Below are 22,782 nucleotides of genomic sequence, written 5' to 3' on the forward strand. Positions count from 1 at the left end.
GCCGCCCGAACCGGCGCGGGGACGGCCGGCTGGCCGCCGGCTGCGGCGCCGGCGCCTCGGTCGGGGCCCGCCCGTCGTCGCCGGGAGCGGGTGCCGCCGCGTCGTCGCTGCCGTCCCGGGCCGCGTCGGCGGCGCGTTCCACCGCCACCGGCGTCGGCCGGTCCGGCCTCGGCCGGGCCGCGACCTGCGGGTACTCGGCGGTCTCCGCGCCGCCCGTGGCGGCCGCCATGACCGCCGCCGCGGCCAGGTCGGCCACCCGCTTCGCCTCCCGCTTGACCCGGGCGCGGACCTCCTTGGCGTGTTGCTCGGCGGTCTCCGCGGCCCGACGCGCCTCGTCGAGGCGGCGCAGCTCGTCGGTCAGCTCCTGCCGGGTCTCGACGAGGCGCTGCTGCACCTCGGCGAACTCGCGCTCGACGGTGCCGCTCTCCTGCCGGGCCGCGGCGAGCTGCTGCTGGGCGGCGTCCAGCTCGGACTGCATCCGGGCCAGCGTCTCCCGCCGGTCCCGCAGGCCCTGCTGTGCCGCGGCGAGCTGCTGCTGGTGGGTCGCGGCCTGCTCGTCCACGTGCTGGCGCACCTTGGCCGCGTACTGCTGGGCCTCCGCGATCAGCGTCGCGATCTCCTGCTCGGCCGCCGTACGCTGGGCGCCGAGCTCCCGCTCTGCGGAGGCGAGCTGCTCGGCGATCTCCTGCTCGGCGGCGGCCCGCCGCTCGTTGATCTCCCGCTCCACGCCGGCCTGCCACTGGCCCAGCTCCTGCTGGGTCTTCGCGCGCGCGGCCTGCACCTCCTGCTGGATCTGGGTGCGGGCCGAGGCCAGGAACGCCTCGGACTCGGCGCGGGCCTGCTCGACCTGCTGGGCGGTCTGCTCGTCGATCCGCTTCGCCTCCTGCAACGCGTGGTCGTGGGCGGCCTCGCCGGCAGCCCGCAGCCGCTCCGCCGCCTCCCGGATCCTGGTCAGCTCGGCCTGGGCGTGGGCGCGGCGCTCCTCGTGTTCCCGGTCGTGCTCGTCGCGTCGCGCCGCCGCCTGTTCGGTCAACTCCCGCAGCGTCGTGGCGGCCTGCTCGCGGGCCTCGGTGAGCACCCGCTCTGCCTCGGACTCGAGTTCGGCGGCCCGCTGCCCGGCGGCGTCGGTGATGGCCCCGGCCTGCTTCTCGGCCAGGGCCAGGATCTCGTCGACCATCGGGCCGAGGTCGCGGAAGGACGCCCGGTCGAGCTGTGCCGGCCGGTCCCGCAGTTCGGTCACCTCGGCCCGCAGCCGGTGCACCTCGACGGTCAGCTCGCGCAGCTGGGTCGAGGCCCGGTCCCGCTCGGCGGCCAGCGCCGACCGTTCGCCGTCGACCTGCTCGACGTAGCGGTCCACCTGCCGCTTGTCGTAGCCGCGCAGCGCGAGGTCGAAGCTCGGCCGCGCGGCCGCGTCCTCGCGTGCCGCGAACGGGTCGTCGCCGTGGGACATGCATCCTCCTCCGTACGATCGCGGGCGCCGCGCCGGCGGAAAGATCCGCCCCACGGGCCGTGCCGTGGCGCCACGCTACCGTCGCGGTCGCACGCCCTCGCGAAAAGGGTGACCCCATGCGACGGCCCCGCGGGACCGGTGGTCCGCGGGGCCGCCGTCGCCCTGGTGGGGACTATCGCCAGGTGATGTCCGACGCCGAGTAGAGGCAGTTGGTGCCGTCGGCGCCCTCGCCGATCTCGCTCGGCTCGCTGCCCTTCGGCACGCCCTTGTACTTCACGCAGACGCGGGTCGTGCGGTTCGGGTCGTTGAGGATGGTGATCCGGCTGAACCGGGCGGTGTCGCCCCAGTTCGTGTTGATGCCGGCCAGCATCTTCGTCGACGTCGCGGTCACGTTGTCCATCACCACGTGCCGCTGGTACGACGTGGAGCAGTTGCCGCAGGCCCGGTAGAGCTTGCCGGAGCTCTCCACCCGGAAGTTGCGGATGTACACGGTGCCCGAGCCGTTGTGCTGGAACACCTTGTCGCTGGCGGAGCGGGCGCCGCCACCGTCCACGGTGTACGTGCTGCCGCCCCGGAAGGTCGCGGCGTCCTCGCCGACGTCCTCCCACCAGACGTTGACCAGCGTGCAGTTGCCCTCGCAGTGCACGCCGTCGCCGGCCGGGGCGCCGATGATCACGTTGCGGAGGGTGGCGCCGGGGGCGAGCACGAACATCGGGTCCTGGCTCTCGCCCTGCCCGCCGTCGCCGATGCCGTAGTACCGCTTGAGCCCGCCGTCGAGGCTGACCGGGACGTCGGTGGTGGCGTCGACCTTCACGTTGGCCGTCGGCGTGGGCCAGTTCGCCGGCGGGTTCGTCGTCGGCGGCGTGCTGGGCGGCGGCGTGGTGGGTGGGGGCGTGGTCGGCGGCGCGGTGGTCGGCGGCGGCGTGGTCGGGGTGGACCCGCCGGAGGTGTCGACCGCGACGTCGTCGAAGCTGGCGGCGGCGTACGAGGTGACCAGCCCGATCCGGCCGGCGGAGGCCAGGCCGCCGGTGCCGGAGCCGACCTGTGTGCCGTCGACGAAGCCCCGGACGGTGCTGCCGGCGGTCTCGATGCGCAGCGTGTACCAGTTGCCGGTGGCGGCCCCCACGGACGCCGACCCGAGCGAGGTGATCTGGCTGCCGTTGACCGCCTGCAACTCTGCCCGGCCCGAGCCGAGCAGGGCCAGCCGGTACATCTTGGTGCTGCTGGCCGATCGGGCGGCCAGGGCCACCAGGCCGCTCGACGAGCCGAACGACAGCGGCTTGACCCGCGCCTGGACCTGGTAGTCGGTCCAGCTCGTCTGGCCGGCGAACTGCCGGGCCAGCTCGCTGTCCGCGTTGGACTGCCGGAACACGCCGGAGCCGTCGCCGGCCACCGACCAGGTGCCGCCGGACTTGGACCAGCCGCCGGCGTCGCCGTCGTTGAAGTCGTCCGCGAAGACGGTGGCGGCGGAGGCCGAGGAGCCCAGGCCGGCGGCCAGCACGACGGCGGTCGCCCCGGCGGTGAAGGCCGCCGCCACGGCCCGTCGATGGGTGCGTCTGAGGTGCACGATGTTCTTCTCCTTGCAGGGGTTGGTGTGGCGGTCCGCGGTCCGTGGCCCGATGCGAGGGCCGGGACGGTACGTGGTGCGACCGGGACCGGTACCCGCCGGTCCGCGCGTCGGACGCCCGGATCCGGCGAGGCTCGACGGGGAGGTCAGATACCTGGAAAGCGCTTCCCCGCGTGGGCCTCAGATTATGTTTCTGCGAAGAGGACGGTCAATGCCTTGGCACGTGCAGGTCTGTTGCAGCCCCGCGCGGCCCCTGGCGTGCGCGCGCCCCCGGGGTCGTCTCAGGGGTTGATCCGGCCGGCGCCGGCCCCGGCGGTCACGGCCGCCTTGACGCCGCTGGGGTCGTCGAGCCGGTACGGGTAGGGGATGGCCGCGACGTCCCCGGCGCTCTCCGGCGCACCGGAGTTGGTGAAGATGTTGTTGCGCTGGACCAGGTCGCCCGGGCCCGAGTCGGCGTAGCCGACGGCGGTCGGGCGGGTGACGTTCTCGAAGTGGTTGCCCTCGACCAGCACCCCGGCGCCCATCGTGGACGCCACGCCGTAGTCCGCGCCGTAGTAGTAGTTGTTGAACACGTGCACCGGGTCACCGAACCGGACGCGCGGGTGGCGCTCCCTGCTCCCGTCGAACCAGTTGTGGTGGTAGGTGACCCGCAGGTGGCCGATGTCGGCCGTGTGCCCGTCGTCGTGACCGAGCAGCATGCTCTTGGTGTGGTTGGTGACCCGGTTCCACGAGACGGTCACGAAGTCGGAGGCCCGCTTGACGTCGACCGCGCCGTCGTAGCCGCCGTCGAACGTGTTGTGGTCGATCCAGACGTTGCGCGAGCCCTGCACGTTGATCGCGTCGTCGTCCCAGCCTCGGAAGGTGAGGTTGCGGACGATGACGTTGCTCGCGCCGCTGATGTTCAGCCCGTTGTCCAGCGTCGCGGCGCCCACGCCGAGCACGGTCTTGTTGCTGCGGACGTCGTTCATCTTGTCGGGCATGGTCAGCGACCCGGTGACCCGGATGACCAGCGGCGACGAGGACTCCAGAGCGTCGGCGAGCGCCTGGCCGTCGGAGACGGTGACGGTCTGCCCGCCGGCCCCGCCGGTGGTGCCGCCGTTCTGGGTCGCCCAGCCGACCAGGTCACCGGCCGGCGGCGTGGTCGGCGTCGGGGTCGGCGTGCTGGGCGGCGGGGTGGTGGCCGGCGGTGGGGTCGGGCCGCCGGGCAGCCCGACCCGCCCGACGCCGGCCTGCGCGGTGACCAGGGCCTTCATGTCGCAGGCCGTGCCCACGGTGTACGCGTACGGCGGGTTGGCCACGCTGCCGCCGGTCTGCCCGGCGCCGGAGTTGACCAGGCAGTTGTTGCGCGCCACCAGCCGACCGTCGCCGGAGGAGCCCTCCGCCAGGTGGTACGGGTCGTCGACGTTCTCGAAGTGGTTGCCCTCGACGATGACGCCGGCGTTCTCGGTCGACGCGACGCCGTAGTTGCCGGTGTTCAGGTAGTGGTTGTTGTAGACGTGCACCTGGTCGCCGAAGCGCACGCGCGGGTTGCGCTGGTTGGTGTTGTCGAAGAAGTTGTGGTGGTAGGTGACCTTGAGCCGGCCGGTGTCCTGGGCGGCGTTGCCGTCGTCGTGGCCGAGCAGCATGTTCTTGTCGGTGCCGTCGGCGTGGTTGTAGGAGACCGTCACGTACGACGAGCCGCGCTTGATGTCGACGCCGCCGTCCGCCCCGGTGGTCCAGGTGTTGTGGTCGATCCAGACGTGGTGGGTGAACATCTGCACGTTGATCGCGTCGTCCGCCCAGTTCCGGAAGTTGAGGTTCCGGATGATCACGTTGTGCACGGCGTTGGCCGGCGGCGCGGTGACCGCGTTGTCGATCGGCAGGCCGATGTTGAGGCCGCCGCCGGTGAACCCGGAGTTGGCGCCGACGCCGACGATCGTCTTGTCCGAGGTGACCTCGTGCATCGGGCCGGGCAGCGCGATCATCCCGTTGACCTGGATGACCTTCGGGCCGCTGGAGGCCGCCTCGGTGATGAACTGGCTGGCGGTGGTGACCGTGACGGTCGGGCCGCCGGCGCCGCCGGTGGTGCCGTTCTGGCCCCACGCGTCGACCGAGGCCCAGCCGTCGGCCACGTTGGGTCCGGGGTTGCCCGGGTCGCCGGTCGGCGAGGGCGTCGGGTTGGTCGGCGTCGGCGTGGGCCCGCCGCCGCCCGAGTCGACCCGCACGTTGTCGAAGTCGGCGCTGGCGTAGAAGGTCGCCACGCCGATCCGGCCGCTGGCGTACGCGGTGTCGGTCGCCTCGGTGCGCAGCGTGCCGTCGACGTAGCCCTTGAGCGAGCCGCCGGCGACGTCCAGCCGCAGCGTGTAGATCGTGCCGGTGGCGACCGGCACGGAGGCGGTGTCCAGCGTGGTGGCGGAGCCGCCGCTCAGCCGCTTGAGCTCGACGGTGTTGTTGCTGCGCAGCGCCAGGTAGTAGTAGCTGGTGCTGCTCTGCACCCGGGCGAGCAGCGCGACGAACCGGTTCGACCCGTTGAACGCGGTCGGCCGGACGGTGGCCTGGACCGAGTAGTCCGTCCAGCTCGACGTGCCGGCCAGCGAACGGGCGTCGCTGCTGGTGCCGCTCTGGCGCAACGCCCGCGCGCTGTCGCCGGTCACCGACCAGCTTCCGCCGGACGCCGTCCAGCCGGACGAGTTGCCGTCGGAGAAGTCGTCGGAGAAGAGCGTGTCGGCGTGGGCCGTGGCGGCCATGCCGACGGTCAGTGCGACCGCGAGGAGCGCGGCCCCGATCGCGGTGAGGAACCCTCGGCGATGCCTCCGCCGACGAGTGTCGGAGTGGTGCACGGGACCTCCCTGGTGGTGATCAAAATGATCGACAAACATCGATCTCTAAGGGTGTGGTGCGCCGCGGGCCGCCGGGCCGGTACCCGGCGCCGACCGGGTCCGGCGACCCGCGCGGGCGTGGTCAGTAGGGGAGCCTGCCGGTGCCGGCACCGGCCGTGACGACGGACTTCACGGTGGCCGGCTCGGTCAGGGTGTACGGGTAGAACGTGCGCGGCTCCTGGACGCTGCCGCCCGCGTCGCCGGGCTCGCTGGTGCCGGCGAGCACGTTGTCGCGGGCGATCATCCGGCCCCGGTCCCCGGCGTAGCTGATCGACCAGGGCACCTCGACGTCCTCGAAGTAGTTGCCCTCCACCACGCAGCCGGAGTCGAGCTGGCAGGCCACCCCGACGTCGGTGTTGTAGACGAAGTAGTTGTTGAACACGTGCACGGGGTCGCCGTAGCGGACCCGGGGGTTGCGCTGGGGCGTGCGGTCGAACCAGTTGTGGTGGTAGGTGACCTTCAGGTTGCCGACGTCCTGGGCGGCGTTGCGGTCGTCGTGGCCGAGCAGCATGTTCTTCGTGTGGTGGTGGGTGTGGTTCCAGGACACGGTGACGTAGCTGGAGCCGCGCTTGATGTCGATCAGCCCGTCGTAGCCGTACGCCAGGTCGTTGTGGTCGATCCAGACGTGGTGCGAGAACATCTGCACGTTGATCGCGTCGTCGACGGTGTTGCGGAAGTTCAGGTTCCGCACGATGACGTTGTGCACGGCGTTCGCCGGCGGGCTGGTCGCGTCGCTGACGGGCAGGCCGATGTTCAGCCCGCCGCCGGTGATGCCGGAGTTGGCGCCGACGCCGACGATCGTCTTGTCCGAGGTGACGTCGTGCATCGGGCCGGGCAGCGCGATCATCCCGTCCACCCGCACGTTCAGCGGGCCGGCCGTGCCGATCGCGGCGAGGAGTTCCGCGGCCGTGTCCACGGTGACGGTCGGGCCGCCCGCCCCGCCGGTGGTGCCGTTCTGGCCCAGCGCGTGGACCGAGGCGAACCCGACCGGCGGGGCGCCCGGGTCGATCGGCGGCCCGGTCGGCGGCAGGGAGGGCCCGCCGGTCGGCGTGCCGGTGGGCGGCGCCCCGGTGGCCGTGTCCACAGCGACGTCGTCGAAGGTGGCGCTGGCGTACGAGGTGGCCAGGCCGACCCGCCCGGCGGCGAACGCCCCGTCGGTGGCCTGCACCCGCAGCGTGCCGTCGACGTAGCCGCGCAACGAGCTGCCGACCGCCTCCAGCCGCAGCGTCGCCCAGCTGCCGACGGTGATCCCGGCGGGGGCGGAGGCCAGCGACACCGGGTCGCCGCCGGAGCGGCGGATCAGCTGCACCCCGCCGCTCGCGGTCGCCACCAGCGCGTAGTAGCTGCTGCTGCTCTGCGCCCGGGCGATCACCCCGGCGTGCCGGTTCGCCCCGGCGAAGCCGGTCGGCCGGATCCGGGCCTGCACCCCGTAGTCGGTCCAGGTGGCCGCGCCGGCCAGGGCGCGGGCGTCGCTGCTGGTGCCGGACTGCCGGTAGGCGTACGAGCCGTCGGTCACGACCGACCAGCTCCCGCCGGAGCGGGACCACCCGTCGGCCGCGCCGTCGGAGAACGTGTCGCTGAACAGGGTGTCGGCGTGCGCCGACGAGGTGGTCGCGAGCACCGTGCCGACGGCCAGGGCGCCGGCGGTGAGCGCCGCGCCGAGCAGTCTCGGTGTGCGCGTCCGGGGACGGGGTGTCCGGTTCATGGTGGACCTCCTGGTGGTGGGGTGGGCACCGGTGGGCCGCCGCGCTGAGCGCCGGACGCGGCGGGCCACCGGCCGTGCGGTGGCCGCCGCCCCGGGGCGCGCGGCGGGAGGGCTCCAGAGGCGGGCCGGCTGCCCCGGCCAGCGCCCCCACGACCACCGGCACCGCGGGTGCCGGCAGCACGGGGCCGCGTCGAAGGGTCGGCGTCCAGCCCGCGTCCGGGGCCAGGTCCGGATCGTGCGACGCGTTGTACGCGGCCACCAGGTCGACCGGTCGGGGGCGCTCGCCGGCGGCGCGGACCCAGTTGCCCCGGGTGGTGACGGCGGTGCCGCCCCAGTCGTGGAGCAGGTCGTCGACGCCGACGCCGGCGCCGAGGCTGAAGAAGTTGTTCTCGGCGACGACGGCGGACTGCACCCCGACGCCGATCGCGTACTCGAACCCGTCGCCGGCCAGCCGGTAGTGGTTGTTCCACACGTCGACCTGGCCGAAGCGCACCCGGGGCAGCCGCTGGAGCACCCCGTCGAAGAGGTTGTGGTGCAGGCTCACCTTCAGCCGCCCGACGTCCGGGCCGACGGTGTTGGACGAGCCGATCAGCATGACCTTGTCCCGCCCCACGAACCGGTTGTACGAGACGGTCACCAGGCTCGCGGTGTGCGTGACGTCCACCGACCCGTCGTGCACCTGGTACGGCCGGCCGAGGTGCACCGGCTGGCCGCTGTCCGGGTTGTCGCCGTCGGTGAAGGTGTTGTGGTCGATCCAGACGTGCTCGCTGCGGCGCACCGAGATCTGGTCGTACTGGGAGTTCCAGTTGCCGGCGGCGCCGTCGGTGGGGGACCAGGCGGGGAAGCAGTCCCGGGCGTCGTCGAAGGTCAGGTTCCGCACGATCGTGTTGTGCGCCCCGTCGAGCATCAGCGTCAGGCCGGTCAGCCGCGCGTCGCGCAGGCCGACGATGGTGGTGTTCGGGCCGACGTTGATCTGGGTCTGCCGGGTCTGGTTCGTCACCGAGCGCACCCGCGCCGCCTCCAGTGGCCCGCTCGGCGCCACCCGTCCCCAGACCGCCGGGTCGTACGCCGCGAGGTACGCCGGCAGCGAGTACTCCGGGTCGGCGAGGTCGGCGCAGTCGAGCGCGCTGCCGTCGGGCCCCTCGAAGCCGTCGACCACGCCCCGGACGTAGATGACCTTCGGGGTGGCGTTGCCCCGGTTGGTGGCGTTGTCGCCGCCGAGGGCCGCGACCAGCTCGGCCCGGCTGGAGACCACGTGCACCTGCTCCGCCGCCGCCGCAGCGCCGCCGGTGGTGCCGGTCCCCTCGGCCGCCCAGCCGTCCCCGGCCGGCAACGCCTGCCGGCCCAGGAGCCGGGCGGCCCAGGAGAGCCCGCCGGTCGCGGCGCTCGCGCCGCCCGGGGCCGGCGCGGTCCCGCCGTCAGGTGCCGGGCCCGCCGCCGCGCTCGCGGACGTCGCCGCCAGCGTGACGGCGATCGTCGCCGCGCCCACTGTCTGCTTCCACATCTATCGGACCACCTCTTCGTCGCCTGTTCGACCTGGGGCAACGGTAGGTTTCGCGATTTATGCGAGTCAATGACTAGCGTGTGCAGAAGTGTTGCAATTGATCCGATCGGCCGGTATCGTCCCGACCGCCCTCGGTCGGGTTGACGGCGCTATATCCGATATGGACCCGCGTCAGGCGGGCGGTTCAGTTGCAGTGAGTTGCGGTTCCTCCTGCCCGGTCAGGTCCGTACGGTGCGGTCCGACCGCCCACGGCACCGCCAACTCCGACAACAGCGCCCCCTCGTCGGCCGCCCGGCGCAGCAGTCGGTTGATCCCGCGCACGGTCAGCACCCGGTGCGGGCCGTCGCCCGTGGCGGTGACGAGGTCGCCGCCCAGCGGCGCCGGTTCGGGCGCGGTCGTGACCGCCTCCAGCACCGCGGTGAACGGCGCGGTCCGCGCCAGCGGCGCGATCAGCGGCACCGCCGGGTCGGCGCGGTGCTCGAGGAGGTTCTCCAGCAGCCCGCGCCGGCCCGGCACCTCGCGCGGGCCGGCGTCGCCGGGCAGCAGCAGCCGGTCGGTCGGATACTCCAGGACGGCCCGGCCGGCGGTGCCGGTCACGATCACCTCGCCGGCGACGAAGTCCTCCCCGGCCAGGGTCACCGCCGCGACGATCGGCGGTCCCGAACGGGACAGCACCCGCAGGGTCGCGGTGTCGTCCACCTCGATCGGCCGCACCCGGTAGCGCTCCACCTCGATCCGGGTCGGTCGCACCGGCCCGTCCCCGGCGGCCTCGGCGACCGCCAGGCACTGCATGACCGCGTGCGCCAGCGGGTTGGCCAGGGCACCGTCCAGCACCGGCCGGCCGTGCAGCGTCCGCCGCCCGGCCCACGGCGCCCGCGCGTAGTAGGCGTCGGAGCGCTGCCAGGCCGCGACCGTCGCGATGCCGGTGACGGTGCCGAGCCGCCCGGCCCGCACCGCGTCGGTCAACTCCGTCAGCGCCGCCGAGCCGAGCGCCTGGAAGCCCACCTGGCAGGCCCGGCCCGTCGCGGCGAGGGCGTCGGCCAGCTCCCGGTGCTCGGCGGTGGACAGCACCGGAGGCTTCTCCAGCAGCAGGTCGGCGCCCGCGGCGAGCGCATCCAGGGCGATCGGCAGGTGGGTGTGCGGCGGGGTGCAGACCACCACCACGTCCGGCCGGGCGACACGCAGCATCTCCCGGTGGTCGGCGTGCACCGCCGTGCCGTCGGGCACCGGCGCCGCCGGGTCGTCCTCGACCGGGCGTACGTCGACCAGGGCGACCAGCCGCAGCCGCCCGGCGGCGTGCAGCGGCGCGACGACCCGCCGGTGCCAGCGCCCGTGCCCGTTGGCCCCCACGACCGCGACCCTCGGCACGGTGCCGGCCCGTCCCGGCGGCGCCCCCGCGGCGGCGGTCACCGGGCACCCGCCAGCGTCGCGGCCACCCCGTGCCGCTCTAGGGCGGCCAGCCACCCGGCCACCTCGGCGCGTACGTCCTCGTCGGCGGCCACCTCGGCGGGGAAGATCTCGCGCAGCCCGAACACCGCGTCGACCGCCCCGGCGGGGGTACGTGGGGCGGCGGCGAGCGCCGCGCGGATCTCCTCGGCGAGCGGGTCGGCCAGCGGCAGGAGACCGCCGTCGTCGGTGTGACCCTGGGCGAACCGCAGCCACGCGGCCACCACCAGCGTGGCCCAGTGCGCCGGACGGCCCGCGGCCCGCAGGTCGGTGATCGTGTGCAGGACCCGCTGGGGCAGCTTCTGCGAGCCGTCCATGGCCACCTGCAACGTGCGGTGGCGGATCGCCGGGTTGGCGAAGCGCGTCAGCACCTTCTCGCCGTACGCGACGACCGAGACCCCCTCCGGCGGGTCGAAGCTCGCCGCCACGTCCTCGGCGACCAGGCGACGCAGCACCGTCGTCAGGTGCGGCAGGGTCAGCGCGTCGGCGATGGTCTCCCGGCCGGCCAACGCGCCCAGATAGGCCGCGGCCGAGTGCACCCCGTTGAGGGCGCGCAGCTTCAGCCGCTCCCAGGGCCCCGCGTCCGTGGTGAGCACCGCGCCGGCCCGCTCCCAGGCCGGCCGGCCGCCCGGGAAGTCGTCCTCGACGACCCACTGCCGGTACGGCTCGGCGACCACCGCCGCCAGGTCGGCCACGCCCAGCGCCCGCTCGGCGTCGGCGAACGTCCGCGCCGTGCTGGCCGGCACGATCCGGTCGACCATGGTGCCGGGGAAGCTGACGCACTCCCGCACCCAGTCGGCCAGCGGCTCCGGCACCCCCGCGTACGCCACCGACTGCTCGACCAGGCCGCGCAGCCGGCGGCCGTTCGCGGGCAGGTTGTCGCAGCTGACCAGGGCCAGCGGCGGGCCCTGCGCGGCGGCCCGGGCGAGCAGCCCGCGCAGCAGCAGGCCCGGCACGGTGACCGGCGCCCGGTCGGTGCGCAGGTCGGCGGCGACCTCCGGGTCCGGCCGCAGCCGCCCGGTCACCGGGTCGAGCTGGTACGCCTTCTCCGTCACGGTGAGGGTGACCACCCGGATCGCCGGGTCGGCCAGCAGCGCCACCACGGCGGCGGGGTCGCCGGCGGCGTGCCGCGTGCCGGCCAGCGCGCCGACCACCCGGGTGTGGCACCCCTCGCCGCTGCTGGTGGTGACGCTGAACAGGTTGTCCTGCGCGGCCAGCGTCGTCACCACGTCGGGGTTGCGTGGTGCCACGCCGACGATGCCCCAGTCGCCCCCGGCGTGCGCCATCGCCTCCTCGGTGTACACCGCCTGGTGGGCGCGGTGGAAGGCGCCCAGCCCGAGGTGGACGATCCCCGCCGGCACGGTGCCCGGGCGCAGCAGCGGGCGGCTGTCCGTGGGCACCCGGCGCAGCGTCGCGAGACCGAGCCGGGCGGCGCCGACGCTCACCGCCACACCGGTCCGTCCGGGAAGCGGAACTCGGCGATCGACTCCGGCCTCATCGTGGAGCTGTAGCCGGGGGCCGTCGGCAGCAGGTAACGCCCCTCGCGGGTGCGCACCGGGTCGACGAAGTGCTCGTGCAGGTGGTCGACGTACTCCACCATCCGGCCGTCGAGGCTGGTGCCGACCCGCAGGTAGTCGAAGACCGCCAGGTGCTGGACGTACTCGCACAGGCCCACGCCGCCGGCGTGCGGGCAGATCGGCACCCCGAACTTCGCCGCCATCAGGATCTCGGCGAGGACCTCGTTGACGCCGCCGACCCGGCAGGCGTCGATCTGCATCACGCCGATCGCCTCGGCCTGCAGCAGCTGCTTGAAGATGACCCGGTTGGCGGCCACCTCGCCGGTGGCGACCCGGCACCGGCCGTCGGTCAGCCCGGTCACCGCCCGCGCGATCCGGGCGTGCCCGAGGATGTCGTCGGCGTGCGTCGGCTCCTCGATCCAGTACGGGGCCACCTCGGCCAGCGCCGTCATGTTGGTGATCGCCTCGTCGACGTCCCACACCTGGTTGGCGTCCATCATCAGCAGCGCGTCCGGCCCGATCTCCTCCCGGATGATCCGCGCCCGGCGCAGGTCGTCGGCGGGCGGACCGCCGACCTTCATCTTCATCGCCCGCCACCCCTGCGCGTACGCCTGCCGGGTCAGCGCCCGGACCTTGTCGTCCGGGTAGCCCAGCCACCCCACCGAGGTGGTGTACGACGGGAACCCGTCGCGCTCCAGCCCGGCGCGGCGCTCGTCCAGCCCGATGAGCCCCTTGTCGAGGATGGCCGCCGCCTCGTCCGGGGTGATGGCGTCGGTGATGTGGTGGAAGTCGACGCTGGCCACCAGCTCCTCGGTGGGCAGCTCGGCGAGCAGCTGCCACATCGGCTTGCCGGCCAGCTTGGCCCGCAGGTCCCACACCGCGTTGACCAGCGCGCCGGTGGCCATGTGGATGACCCCCTTCTCCGGGCCCAGCCAGCGCAGCTGCACGTCGGCGCTGAGCGAGCGCCAGAACGCCACCGGATCGGCGAAGATGTCCTCGACGGTGCGGCCGGTCACGTGGTGGGCGAGGGCGCGGATCGCCGCGCAGGTCAGCTCGTTGCCCCGGCCGTTGGTGAAGGTGAACCCGGCCCCGGTGACGCCGGCGTCGGTGCGCAGCTCGACGTAGCTGGCCGAGTAGTCGCCCCGGTTGATCGCGTCCGAGCCGTCGCCGGCGGCGGCGGTCGGGAACCGCACGTCGTGCACGTCGACGGCGGTGACGGTGACAGTCACAGGAGGTTCTCTCCGATCTTGAAGACCTTCTTCGGCAGCCGGTACGCCAGGTCGACGATGGTCTCGGCGGCCTCGTCCTCGCCGAGGCGGTGCTCGGTGACCAGCCGCGCCAGGTAGGCGGCGTCGACCCGGCGGGCCACGTCGTGGCGTACCGGGATGGAGCAGAACGCGCGGGTGTCGTCGACGAACCCGGCGGTGTTGTAGAAGCCCGCGGACTCGGTGACCGACTCGCGGAAGCGGCGCAGCACCTCCGGCGAGTCCAGGAACCACCACGGTGCGCCGAGGTACAGCGCGGCGTACCCGCCCGCCAGCGGGGCGAGTTCCCGGCTGAAGGTGTACTCGTCGAGGGTGTAGAGCACCACCCGCAGCCGCGGGTCGTTGCCGTACGTGTCCAGCAGCGGCGTCAGCGCGTGCAGGTACTCGGTGGCCTGCGGCAGGTCGCCGCCGACGTCGCGGCCGTGGCGCGCGTACAGCCAGCGGTTGTGGTTGCGCACCGCGCCGGGGTGCAGCTGCATGACGAGCCCGTCGTCCAGCGACATCCGGGCGAACTCCAGCAGCATGTGCGCCCGGAAGGTCTCCGCGTCGGCCGCGTCGGCGAGCCCCCGCAGACCCCGGTCGTAGAGGCGGGCCGCCTCCTCGGCGTCCAGCGCCAGGGTGCGCGCGGTGGGGTGGCCGTGGTCGGTGCTGGTGGCGCCGGCCGCGATGAAGGCCTCGCGCCGTCGGCGCAGCGCCGCCAGGTAGCCGGCGTACGTGCCGGTGTCCTCGCCGGTGATCTCCCCGAGCCGCGCGACGTTGCCGGCCCAGCCGTCGAACTCCATGTCGGCCACGTTGTCCGGCCGGAAGGTGGTGATCACCCGGCCGCCCGGCCCGCCCCAGCCGTCCGCGGCGAGCTTGGCGTGCTGCCCGAGGTCGTCCAGGGGCGACTCGGTGGTGGCGAGCACCTCGATGCCGAAGCGCTCGAACAGCGCCCGGGGCCGGAACTCCGGCTCGGCGAGGCGGGCCGCGAGCTCGTCGTAGACGGCGTCGGCGGTGGCCGGGGAGAGCGGGGTGCGCACCCCGAACACGTCGGTGAAGGTCTGCTCCAGCCAGAGCCGGGAGGGGGTGCCCCGGAACAGGTGCCAGTGCGCGGCGAAGCGTCGCCAGATGGTGCGCCCGTCGGGCTCCGTGGGGCTGCCGTCGACGGTGGGCACGCCCAGCTCGGCCGGGGGGACGCCCTGGCTGAGCAGCATCCGGGTGAGGTAGTGGTCGGGCACGATGAGCAGCCGCGCCGGGTCGGGGAACGGGCGGTCCTCGGCCAGGATCGCCGGGTCGACGTGCCCGTGCGGGGAGATGATCGGCTGGGGTGCGGCCAGCGCGTACAGCCGACGGGCCACCGCGCGCTGCGCGGGGTCGGCGGGGAAGAGCAGGTCGGTCGTGGGCACGGATGGCGCTCCTCGGGAGGTGTTACGCGGCTCAGGGGAGGTCGAGCAGGTCGGCGACCCGGACCGGGGCGCCGGTGGTGAAGGACCGGTTCGCGGCCAGCCCGGTGAGCAGGGCGAGGGCGCCGTCGCGGGCGGTCGCCGCCCGCCCCATCGGGTCCGGCTCGCCGCCGATCAGCACCCGGGCCATCCGGGCGTCGGCGCCGCCGTGCCCGGAGCGGGTGTGCCCGGTCACGGGTACGACCTGCGGCGGCGCCCAGAACGGCCGCAGGGTCAGCGTGGCGGAGCCGGCCTCGACGGCGGCCTCGTCGCCGTGCAGCGCCGCGCCCTTGAGCGCCCCGGCGGACGCCGGGCTGACGTGGTCGCTCTCCACGACCTCCAGCTCCAGGCGGCCCCGGCTGCCGTTGACCATCACCCGGTAGCCCTCGTAGGGGGCGTACGCGGTCAGGTGGTAGGTCATCGTCGCGCCGCTGGAGTAGCGGGCCAGCACCGCCATGTCGTCCTCGATGTCGACGCCCGGGGCGAAGACGTTGCGGTCGCGCTGGTAGCCGTCCTCGGCCTCGGCGTCGAGGTAGAGCTCGCGCAGCTTCGGGTGCGCGTCGAGGCGCAGCGCGAACGGGTCGTCGGCGGCGGCGGGGGAGCCGTGCGCCCGCTCGTAGTCGCGCGCGTAGCCGTGCCGGCGGCCGGCCTCGCCGTAGAAGAACAGCCGGCCGGCGGCGTACACCTCGACGGGGGTGGCGTCGAGCCACCAGTTGACCAGGTCGAAGTGGTGCCCGGCCTTGTGCACCATCAGCCCGCCGGAGTGCGCCTTGTCGCGGTGCCAGCGGCGGAAGTAGTCGGCGCCGTGCCGCACGTCGAGCAGCCACTCGAAGTGCACCGAGCCCACCTCGCCGACGGCGCCGTCGGCGAGCAGTTCGCGCAGCTTCTCGTGCAGGGGGTTGTAGCGGTAGTTGAACGCCACCCGCACCTGCCGACCGGTGTCGGCGACGGCGTCGAGGATCCGCCGGCAGCCGGCGGCGTCGGTGGTCATCGGCTTCTCGGTGATGACGTCGCAGCCGGCCCGCAGGGCCGTGTCGATGTGCGCGGCGTGGGTGTCGTCCACGCTCGTCACCACCAGCACGTCGATGCGCTCCTTGCCGAGCATGGTGGCCAGGTCGTCGGCGCGGTACGTCGGCACCGCCGGGTGCCCCAGCTCGCCGAGCCACCGGTTGTGGGCGTCCATGCGGGCCTGGTTGACGTCGGCGAACGCGACGAGTTCGGCGGTGTCGGCGTGGTCGCGCACCAGCGCCCGGACGAACATCTCGGCGCGTGATCCGGTGCCCACGAGGGCGTGGCGGACCCGCTGACCGGTGCTGGACGACATGCGACCGCCTCCTGTGTTGCTGCAAAGGTTTGCAGCGAAATAACCACGAGCCGCCTGGCGGCGTCAACGATCGATGCCAAACCGGCGGCATAGATCCGATTTGATCCGGATTTGAGCACATGGTGGGAGCGTCGCCGAAACGCATCTGTAACCATCGGCCGTTGACACCGGCACAACCGTTTGCATTAATTGGCGACACCTGACGTGACCCCAGCCACACTGGACGAAGGGCCCACCGTGCCAGCCACCATCCGAGACGTCGCCCGGGCCTCCGGCGTGCACATCTCCACGGTCTCCCGCACGTTCTCGGCCCCGCACCTGGTCAACCCCGAGACCCGGGGCCGGGTGCTGGCCTGCGCCGAGGAGCTCGGCTACCGGCCCAACCGCGCCGCCCGCGCCCTGATCACCGGCCGTACGCACAACATCGGGCTGATCATCGCGGACATCGCCAACCCGTTCTTCCCGCCGCTGATCAAGGCGGCGGAGAGCCAGGCCCGCCAACGCGACTACCACGTCTTCGTGGCCGACACCAACGAGGACCCGATCGCCGAGGAGGAGCTGGTGCACGCTCTCGCCAAGCAGGTGGACGGGGTGCTGCTGTGCAGCCCCCGGATGAGCAACAGCATGATCGAGCAGCTCAGCCGCGAAGTGCCGCTGGTGGTCATCAACCGGCAGGTCGCCGGCCTGCCCTGCGTCACCATGGACGTCGGGCAGGGCGCCCGCTGCGCCATCGAGCACCTGCTCGGCCTCGGCCACCGGCGCATCGCGCTGCTCAGCGGGCCGCGCGGTTCGTGGACCAGCCGGGAGATCCGCCGGGCGGCCGGCGTCGCGGCACGGGCCGGCGGCGCCGAGTTCACCGTGCTCGGGCCCAACCAACCCACCGAGACCGGCGGCGCGGCCCTCGCCGAGCAGGTCCGCCGCAGCGAGGCCACGGCGGTCCTCGCCTACAACGACCTGATGGCGATCGGCCTGATCGAAGGGCTCGACACCCTCGGGTTGCGCGTCCCGCAGGACGTGAGCGTCGTCGGCATCGACGACATCGCCCTCAGCCGGCTCACCCGGCCCAAGTTGACGACGGTGGCCACGCCCAACGCGGCCGCCGGCCGGACGGCCGTCGACATGCTCCTGCAACACGACACCGTCGCCGGCCGCGGCTCACGCGGCGGTCGGGGTGTCACGAGCGACGACCGTCGTACCACCGCACAGGTAATGCTCCAGACCGAACTGGTCATCCGCGACTCGACCGCCGCCGCGCCGGCTGACGGTCGGAACCGCCCCGACGCCGAATTGGTCGTCCCGGGCCCGCATCGCCTTGCGGGCCCGGGTCGCCCGACCGCGGCCACCGGTGGCGTCGTCGCCTCCTAACGCCAAGGAGTGAGCGCACATGCACCCCGCAACGCCCCCCACCACTGGCACGCAGGCCGTGCCCGTTCACCGTACCCCCGTCCCCCGACGGCGGCTGATCCGCGGCCTGATCGCCGCGGTCGTCGCCCTGCCCCTGGTCCTCGGTGCCGCCGGATGCGGCGGCGACGAGGAGGCCAGCACCGACCCGAACGCCCCGGTCAAGCTCTCGGTCTACTGGTGGGGCGGTGAGGCCCGGGCCAAGCTGACCGAGGAGGCCCTCGCCCTCTACACGAAGAAGCACCCGAACGTCACCTTCGAGAAGACCTGGCAGGCCAACCAGGGCTACTTCGACAAGCTGGCGACCCTCACCGCCGGCGGCAACCCGCCGGACCTGTTCCAGATCGACGACAACTACCTGGCCGAGTACGCCTCCCGCAGCACCACCCTCGACCTGACGTCCTACAAGGACTCCGGCGACCTCGACGTGTCGAAGTTCCCCAAGAGCCTCTGGCAGTACGGCGTGGTCGACGGCAAGCTCGCCGGCGTGGCCGCGGGGGAGAACACCCAGGGCCTGGTCTACAACAAGACGCTGCTGACCAAGAACGGCCTGCCCGAGCCGACCACCGGGATGACCTGGGAGGAGCACATCGCCTGGGCCGAGCAGGTGGCGAAGAAGACCAAGGTGCCCGGCACCCAGGACCCGAGCGCCGACTACAAGGCGTTCTGGGTGTGGCTGCGCCAGCAGGGCAAGGACCTCTACAAGGGCAAGGAGCTCGGCTTCACCGCCGAGGACGTGACGAAGTGGTTCGACCTGTGGAAGGGGGCCCGGGACCGGGGCGCCACCCCGACCCCCGACGTCATCCACGAGGGCAACGCCACCGACATCACCAAGCAGCTCGTGGTCACCGGCAAGGCCGGCACCAGCTGGGTCTGGGTCAACCAGATGCCGGAGCTGAAGAAGAACACCAAGGACGAGCTGGGCGTCATCGCCTACCCCGGCGACCCGAGCGCCCAGTGGGCCCGCGCCTCCATGTACTGGTCGGTCTTCAAGGGCAGCAAGCGCAAGGACGTCGCGGTCGACGTGATCAACTTCCTGGCCAACGACCCCGAGGCGGTCAAGATCCTCGGCACCGACCGGGGCCTGCCGTCGAACCTGGACCTGCGCCGCGTGGTCAGCGACGACGTCACCGACCCGGCGATGAAGCAGTCGATCCAGGTCGAGTCCGACCTGGCCGAGAAGTTCGGCGAGGCGCCCCAGGTCCCGCTCAAGGGGCACAGCAAGGTCCGCTCCGAGCTGATCAAGGCCGCCGAGAACGCCCAGTACGGCCGGATCAGCTCCGCCCAGGCGGCGGAGCAGTTCATCGCCGCCTGCAAGTCCGCCATCGCCTGACCCTGACGCTACCGAGAGGAACCGGCTCGTGGCTCTGACCACGGCGCCCGGCCCGACCCGACGACGTACCGGATCCGTCCCGACCCCCGCCGACAGGCGTGGGGCCGGGCGGGCCCGGCACGGGGACGGTCTGGCCGGCTACGTCTTCCTGTCGCCCTGGCTGCTCGGCCTGCTGGCCGTCACGGCGATACCCATGCTCCTGTCGCTCTACCTGAGCTTCACCAACTACGACATCCTCACCCCCTTCTCGGAGGTGGAATGGGTCGGGCTCGCCAACTACGAGCGGATGTTCACCGCCGACCCGTCGTACTGGCACTCGGTGCGGGTGACGCTCACCTTCGCCCTGATCGCCGTGCCGCTGAAGCTGGCGGCCGCGCTCGGGGTGGCCCTGCTGCTCAACCGCGCCTGGCGCGGCGTCGGGCTGTTCCGCGGCCTGTTCTACCTGCCGTCGCTGCTCGGCGGGAGCGTCGCGCTCGCCATCGTCTGGGTCAACATGTTCAACCGCGAGGGCGCGTTCAACTCGCTGCTGGGCTTCTTCGGCATCGAGGGTAAACCGTGGGTCAACGACCCCGACTGGGCCCTGGAGACCCTGATGGTGCTCGCCATCTGGCAGTTCGGCGCGCCCATGGTCATCTTCCTGGCCGGCCTCAAGCAGGTGCCCACCGAGCTCTACGAGGCCGCCTCCGTCGACGGCGCCGGCAAGTGGCGGCAGTTCGTCGCCGTCACCCTGCCGATGCTCTCGCCGGTGATCTTCTTCAACCTGGTGCTGGAGACCATCAACGGCTTCCAGGGCTTCACCGCCGCGTTCGTGCTCAGCAACGGCACCGGCGGCCCGGTCGACTCCACCCTGATGTACACGCTGAACCTCTACATCACCGGCTTCACCAACCTGGAGATGGGCTACGCCTCCGCGATGGCCTGGGTCTTCCTGCTCGCCATCGCGATCATCACCGCGATCTTCTTCAGCACCGGGCGGTTCTGGGTGCACTACTCGGACGGGGAGGACCGGTGACGGCGACGGCAACCCCGACGGCAGCCCCGGCGACGAGCGGCCCGCGCGGTCCGCGCCGGGCCAGCGGCGGCGGGCAGGCCGTGCGCCTGCTCATCCTGATCGCGATCGTCGCGGTCGTGCTCTACCCGCTCTTCTGGATGATCGGTACGTCCCTGAAGAGCCAGGAGGAGATCGTCAACAACATCGGCCTGCTGCCGAACGAGTTCACCCCCGGCAACTACGCCGACGGGTGGACGAACTTCGACTTCAGCTTCGGCCGCTTCTTCCTCAACAGCGCGATGGTCAGCCTGCTGACCGTGATCGGCAACGGCATCTCCTGCCTGCTCGCCGCGTACGCCTTCGCGCGGCTGCGGTTCCGGCTGCGCGGCGTCTGGTTCGCCGTCATGATCGGGACGCTGCTGCTGCCCGGGCACGTGCTGATCGTGCCGCAGTACATCCTGTTCCGCAGCCTGGGGCTGGTCGGCGGCGAGTGGCCGTACCTGCCGCTGCTGATCCCGCAGTTCCTGGCCACCGAGGCGTTCTTCGTCTTCCTCATGGTGCAGTTCATGCGGGGCATCCCGCGCGAACTCGACGAGGCCGCCAAGATCGACGGGGCGAACGCCTTCGGCATCTTCCGGCACGTGATCCTGCCGCTGAGCCGGCCGGCGCTGGTCACCACGGCGATCTTCTCGTTCATCTGGACCTGGAACGACTTCTTCCGCCAGCTCGTCTTCCTCTCCGACCTCGAGGACTACACCGTTCCGGTGGCGCTGACGCTCTTCATCGACTCGACGAGCCAGAGCGCCGTCGGCCCGATGTTCGCGATGTCGGTGCTGTCGCTGCTGCCGGTGTTCCTGTTCTTCGTGGCCTTCCAGCGGATGCTGGTGGAGGGCATCAACACGAGCGGACTCAAGGGATGAGGCCGCACCGGACCGGCGGAGAGGACCGGGACGCCGGACGGGACCTGGACGCGGCACCCGCCCGCCGCGACTGGCGCGACGTGCTCACCGACGCCACGGACCTGGCCGTGCTCGGCATCGCGCTGACGCTGGCGGCGCTGCCGGTGGTCACCGCGGCGGCCGCCGTCGCCGCCGCGAGCGCGGCGGTGCACGACCGCTACAGCCTCGGCTCGTGGCCCTCGGCCAGGGAGAACCTGACCCGGTACGGCCGGGCCCTGCTGCCCGGCGTCGGGGTGAGCGTGCTGGCGGTCGCCGCCCTCGGGCTGCTCGCCGTGGACCTCGCCGCGCTGGCCGGCGGCCGGGTCCCCGGCGGGGCACCGCTGCTCCTGGTCACCGTCGGCGTCGCCGCCGCCCTGGCCGGGTACGCCGCGCTGGTGGTGGTGGAGGTCGGCCGACGCGGCGGGCGCGGCTGGCGCGAGGCGGCCCGGGCCGCGGCCGGCGCCTGCCGGAACCGGCCGGGCACCTGGGCCGCCGCCGGCGGCGTCGGTGTCGTCGCCGCGCTGCTCGCGGTGATGGTCACGCCGGTCGCGGTGCCGATCCTCGCCGGGTACGTGGTCGCCGCCCTGCACGCGGTCGCCCGGCGGACCGTGCTCAGCCCGGTGGGTCAGTCGTGACCGGGCACGCCGGCGCCGCCGGGACCGAGCCCGACCGTCAGCTCACCGTCGACGGCGTGCCGGTGGCCCGGTACGTCGTCGACCCGGCGATCGATCCCACACACGGCCCCCGCCCGTACCTGCACCCGGTGCGGACCCTCGGCGGGACGGTGGTCACCGACGCCTTCCCCGCCGACCACGTCTGGCACCTCGGCGCGTCCCTGGCCGTGCAGGACGTCGACGGCACGAACCTCTGGGGTGGGCGCACCTACGTCCGCGACACCGGCTACACCTGGCGCGACGACCACGGCCGGATCGCGCACACCCGGTGGGAGACAAGCGAGCCGCACCGGCTGGCGCACGGGCTCGAATGGCGCGACCGGGCCGGGGCGGTGCTGCTCACCGAGCGACGGGACCTGGCCGCGCGACGGGTCGACGAGCGGGCCTGGGCCCTCGACGTCGCGTACACACTGACCGCCCCGGCCGACCGGGACGTCACCCTCGGCAGCCCGGCGACGAACGGACGCCCGGGCGGCGCCGGCTACGGCGGCTTCTTCTGGCGGGCGGTCAGCGCGACGCCCGCCCGGGTGCGCACCGCCACCGCCGAGGGGGAGGAGGCCGTCAACGGCAGTACCGCGCCGTGGTTGGCCTTCAGCGGCGCCGGGCCGGACGGGGCCGGGTACACGCTCGTGCTGGCCGGGCTCGCGGAGGGCGACCGGTGGTTCGTCCGCACCTCCATGTACCCGGGCGTCTGCGCGGCGTTCGCCTTCGAGAAGCCCAGGGTGATCGCCGCGGGCGCCAGCCGCACCGGGCGGCACCGCGTGGTGGTCGCCGACGGCGTGCTCGACCGGGCCTCGGCCGCCGCGCTGGCCGAGGGGGTGTGACGCGGGCCGCCCACCCCGGATTTGACGATCTTGCCGCGCGGGCGTAACTTTCTCTCTGCCAGCGCGGAACGGACGAAACGGGGCGATGCTCCGAGAGGCCGGGCGCGGGACTGAGCTTCGGAGCCGGGGGTGTCGCAACCATCGGTGCCCGGACCGGGCGGGGCCCCGGATCTGCCGCGAGGCGGATTTGGTGAGGCGGAACCGACCGGGTAAGGTTCACGGTCGGCAGGGAGCCGGGCGGCTCGCGGGAAACCGCGGAGCGGCCGGTCTGCCGAATTTCCCGAGAATCGGCGGCGAGAGCCGGCGTTGTCGGGATGCCCGGAAAATGTATTGAAGTGGTGCGGATCGCTGTGAAGCGGTTTGACGCGGCGGAAATCACCGGGTAACGTAGTAAAAGTGCCCGGCGCGGGAAGCGGCGGGGATGCGAACGAGATGCCCCGGGTCGGGGGCTCCACGGTGTGGGGTTTCCGGGCGGTGTGTGGTTGTTCTTTGAGAACTCAACAGGGTGCTTGATAAGCCAGTGCCAATTATGATTTATACCCCGGACTGGTCAGGCTTCGGTTT

The 22,782-nt window shown here is 73.1% G+C and carries 15 protein-coding genes and 1 pseudogene; 6 read left to right on the plus strand and 10 right to left on the minus strand.

Annotation, left to right across the window (positions count from 1 at the left end; translation table 11 throughout):
- The 10 genes and pseudogenes from V6U77_RS26935 to V6U77_RS26980 form a co-directional block, all read right to left on the minus strand.
- The coding region (locus tag V6U77_RS26935) for a hypothetical protein (protein ID WP_334609537.1) at positions 1–1,450 on the minus strand (1,450 nt) is incomplete at its 3' end.
- 172 nt (positions 1,451–1,622) lie between these two features.
- A complete protein-coding gene (locus V6U77_RS26940; protein WP_334609538.1) occupies positions 1,623–3,017 on the minus strand; it encodes a pectate lyase in 1,395 nt (464 codons plus the stop codon).
- A 281-nt stretch (positions 3,018–3,298) separates the two neighbouring features.
- Positions 3,299–5,743 carry a pectate lyase family protein gene (locus V6U77_RS26945; protein WP_334609539.1) on the minus strand — a complete coding sequence of 815 codons (2,445 nt, stop codon included), beginning with the start codon at positions 5,741–5,743 and terminating at the stop codon, positions 3,299–3,301.
- 214 nt (positions 5,744–5,957) lie between these two features.
- Entirely contained in the window at positions 5,958–7,580 is a 1,623-nt protein-coding gene (locus V6U77_RS26950) for a pectate lyase family protein (RefSeq protein WP_334609540.1), read from the minus strand.
- A gap of 115 nt (positions 7,581–7,695) precedes the next feature.
- Positions 7,696–9,084: pseudogene (locus V6U77_RS26955) on the minus strand (pectate lyase family protein); the annotation flags it as partial.
- Positions 9,085–9,255: 171 nt separating this feature from the next.
- Positions 9,256–10,494, minus strand: a complete 1,239-nt coding sequence (locus tag V6U77_RS26960) for a Gfo/Idh/MocA family protein (RefSeq protein WP_334609541.1) — start codon at positions 10,492–10,494, stop codon at positions 9,256–9,258.
- Positions 10,491–11,981 (minus strand): mannitol dehydrogenase family protein, encoded by a 1,491-nt coding sequence (locus tag V6U77_RS26965; protein WP_334609542.1) that lies wholly within the window; start codon positions 11,979–11,981, stop codon positions 10,491–10,493. Before V6U77_RS26965 ends, V6U77_RS26960 begins: the two co-directional genes overlap by 4 nt.
- A complete protein-coding gene (locus V6U77_RS26970; protein WP_334609543.1) occupies positions 11,972–13,276 on the minus strand; it encodes an enolase C-terminal domain-like protein in 1,305 nt (434 codons plus the stop codon). The genes V6U77_RS26965 and V6U77_RS26970 overlap by 10 nt, the downstream gene beginning before the upstream one ends.
- On the minus strand, positions 13,273–14,697 hold the full coding sequence (uxaC, locus tag V6U77_RS26975; protein WP_334609544.1) for a glucuronate isomerase: 1,425 nt from the start codon (positions 14,695–14,697) through the stop codon (positions 13,273–13,275). Before uxaC ends, V6U77_RS26970 begins: the two co-directional genes overlap by 4 nt.
- Before the next feature lie 31 nt (positions 14,698–14,728).
- Positions 14,729–16,057: a Gfo/Idh/MocA family protein gene (locus tag V6U77_RS26980; RefSeq protein ID WP_334609546.1), complete on the minus strand. Its 1,329-nt coding sequence runs from the start codon at positions 16,055–16,057 to the stop codon at positions 14,729–14,731.
- 237 nt (positions 16,058–16,294) lie between these two features.
- On the opposite strand from V6U77_RS26980, the gene V6U77_RS26985 reads away from it, so the two are divergent.
- The 6 genes from V6U77_RS26985 (at position 16,295) to V6U77_RS27010 (ending at position 22,218) form a co-directional block, all read left to right on the plus strand.
- Entirely contained in the window at positions 16,295–17,422 is a 1,128-nt protein-coding gene (locus V6U77_RS26985; RefSeq protein WP_334609547.1) for a LacI family DNA-binding transcriptional regulator, read from the plus strand.
- Positions 17,423–17,441: 19 nt separating this feature from the next.
- The gene (locus tag V6U77_RS26990) at positions 17,442–18,791 is read left to right on the plus strand and encodes an ABC transporter substrate-binding protein (RefSeq protein ID WP_334609548.1); all 1,350 of its coding nucleotides are present in this window, start codon (positions 17,442–17,444) and stop codon (positions 18,789–18,791) included.
- Positions 18,792–18,819: 28 nt separating this feature from the next.
- Positions 18,820–19,803, plus strand: coding sequence for a carbohydrate ABC transporter permease (locus V6U77_RS26995; protein ID WP_334609549.1), 984 nt, complete (start codon positions 18,820–18,822; stop codon positions 19,801–19,803).
- Between the two features lie 137 nt (positions 19,804–19,940).
- Positions 19,941–20,702: a carbohydrate ABC transporter permease gene (locus tag V6U77_RS27000; RefSeq protein WP_334609552.1), complete on the plus strand. Its 762-nt coding sequence runs from the start codon at positions 19,941–19,943 to the stop codon at positions 20,700–20,702.
- Entirely contained in the window at positions 20,699–21,355 is a 657-nt protein-coding gene (locus V6U77_RS27005) for a hypothetical protein (protein ID WP_334609550.1), read from the plus strand. The genes V6U77_RS27000 and V6U77_RS27005 overlap by 4 nt, the downstream gene beginning before the upstream one ends.
- Positions 21,352–22,218, plus strand: a complete 867-nt coding sequence (locus tag V6U77_RS27010) for a PmoA family protein (protein WP_334609551.1) — start codon at positions 21,352–21,354, stop codon at positions 22,216–22,218. The genes V6U77_RS27005 and V6U77_RS27010 overlap by 4 nt, the downstream gene beginning before the upstream one ends.
- The last annotated feature ends 564 nt before the right edge of the window (positions 22,219–22,782 follow it).

The sequence above is a fragment of the Micromonospora sp. CPCC 205546 genome (assembly GCF_036902715.1).
Lineage (GTDB): Bacteria > Actinomycetota > Actinomycetes > Mycobacteriales > Micromonosporaceae > Micromonospora.

Coding starts and splice junctions, on each gene's coding strand:
- V6U77_RS26980 (WP_334609546.1), bottom strand. CDS start 16,057: ATGTCGTCCAGCACCGGTCAGCGGGTCCGCCACGCCCTCGTGGGCACC.
- V6U77_RS26950 (WP_334609540.1), bottom strand. CDS start 7,580: ATGAACCGGACACCCCGTCCCCGGACGCGCACACCGAGACTGCTCGGC.
- V6U77_RS26945 (WP_334609539.1), bottom strand. CDS start 5,743: ATGGCCGCCACGGCCCACGCCGACACGCTCTTCTCCGACGACTTCTCC.
- V6U77_RS27000 (WP_334609552.1), top strand. CDS start 19,941: ATGATCGGTACGTCCCTGAAGAGCCAGGAGGAGATCGTCAACAACATC.
- V6U77_RS27005 (WP_334609550.1), top strand. CDS start 20,699: ATGAGGCCGCACCGGACCGGCGGAGAGGACCGGGACGCCGGACGGGAC.
- V6U77_RS26990 (WP_334609548.1), top strand. CDS start 17,442: ATGCACCCCGCAACGCCCCCCACCACTGGCACGCAGGCCGTGCCCGTT.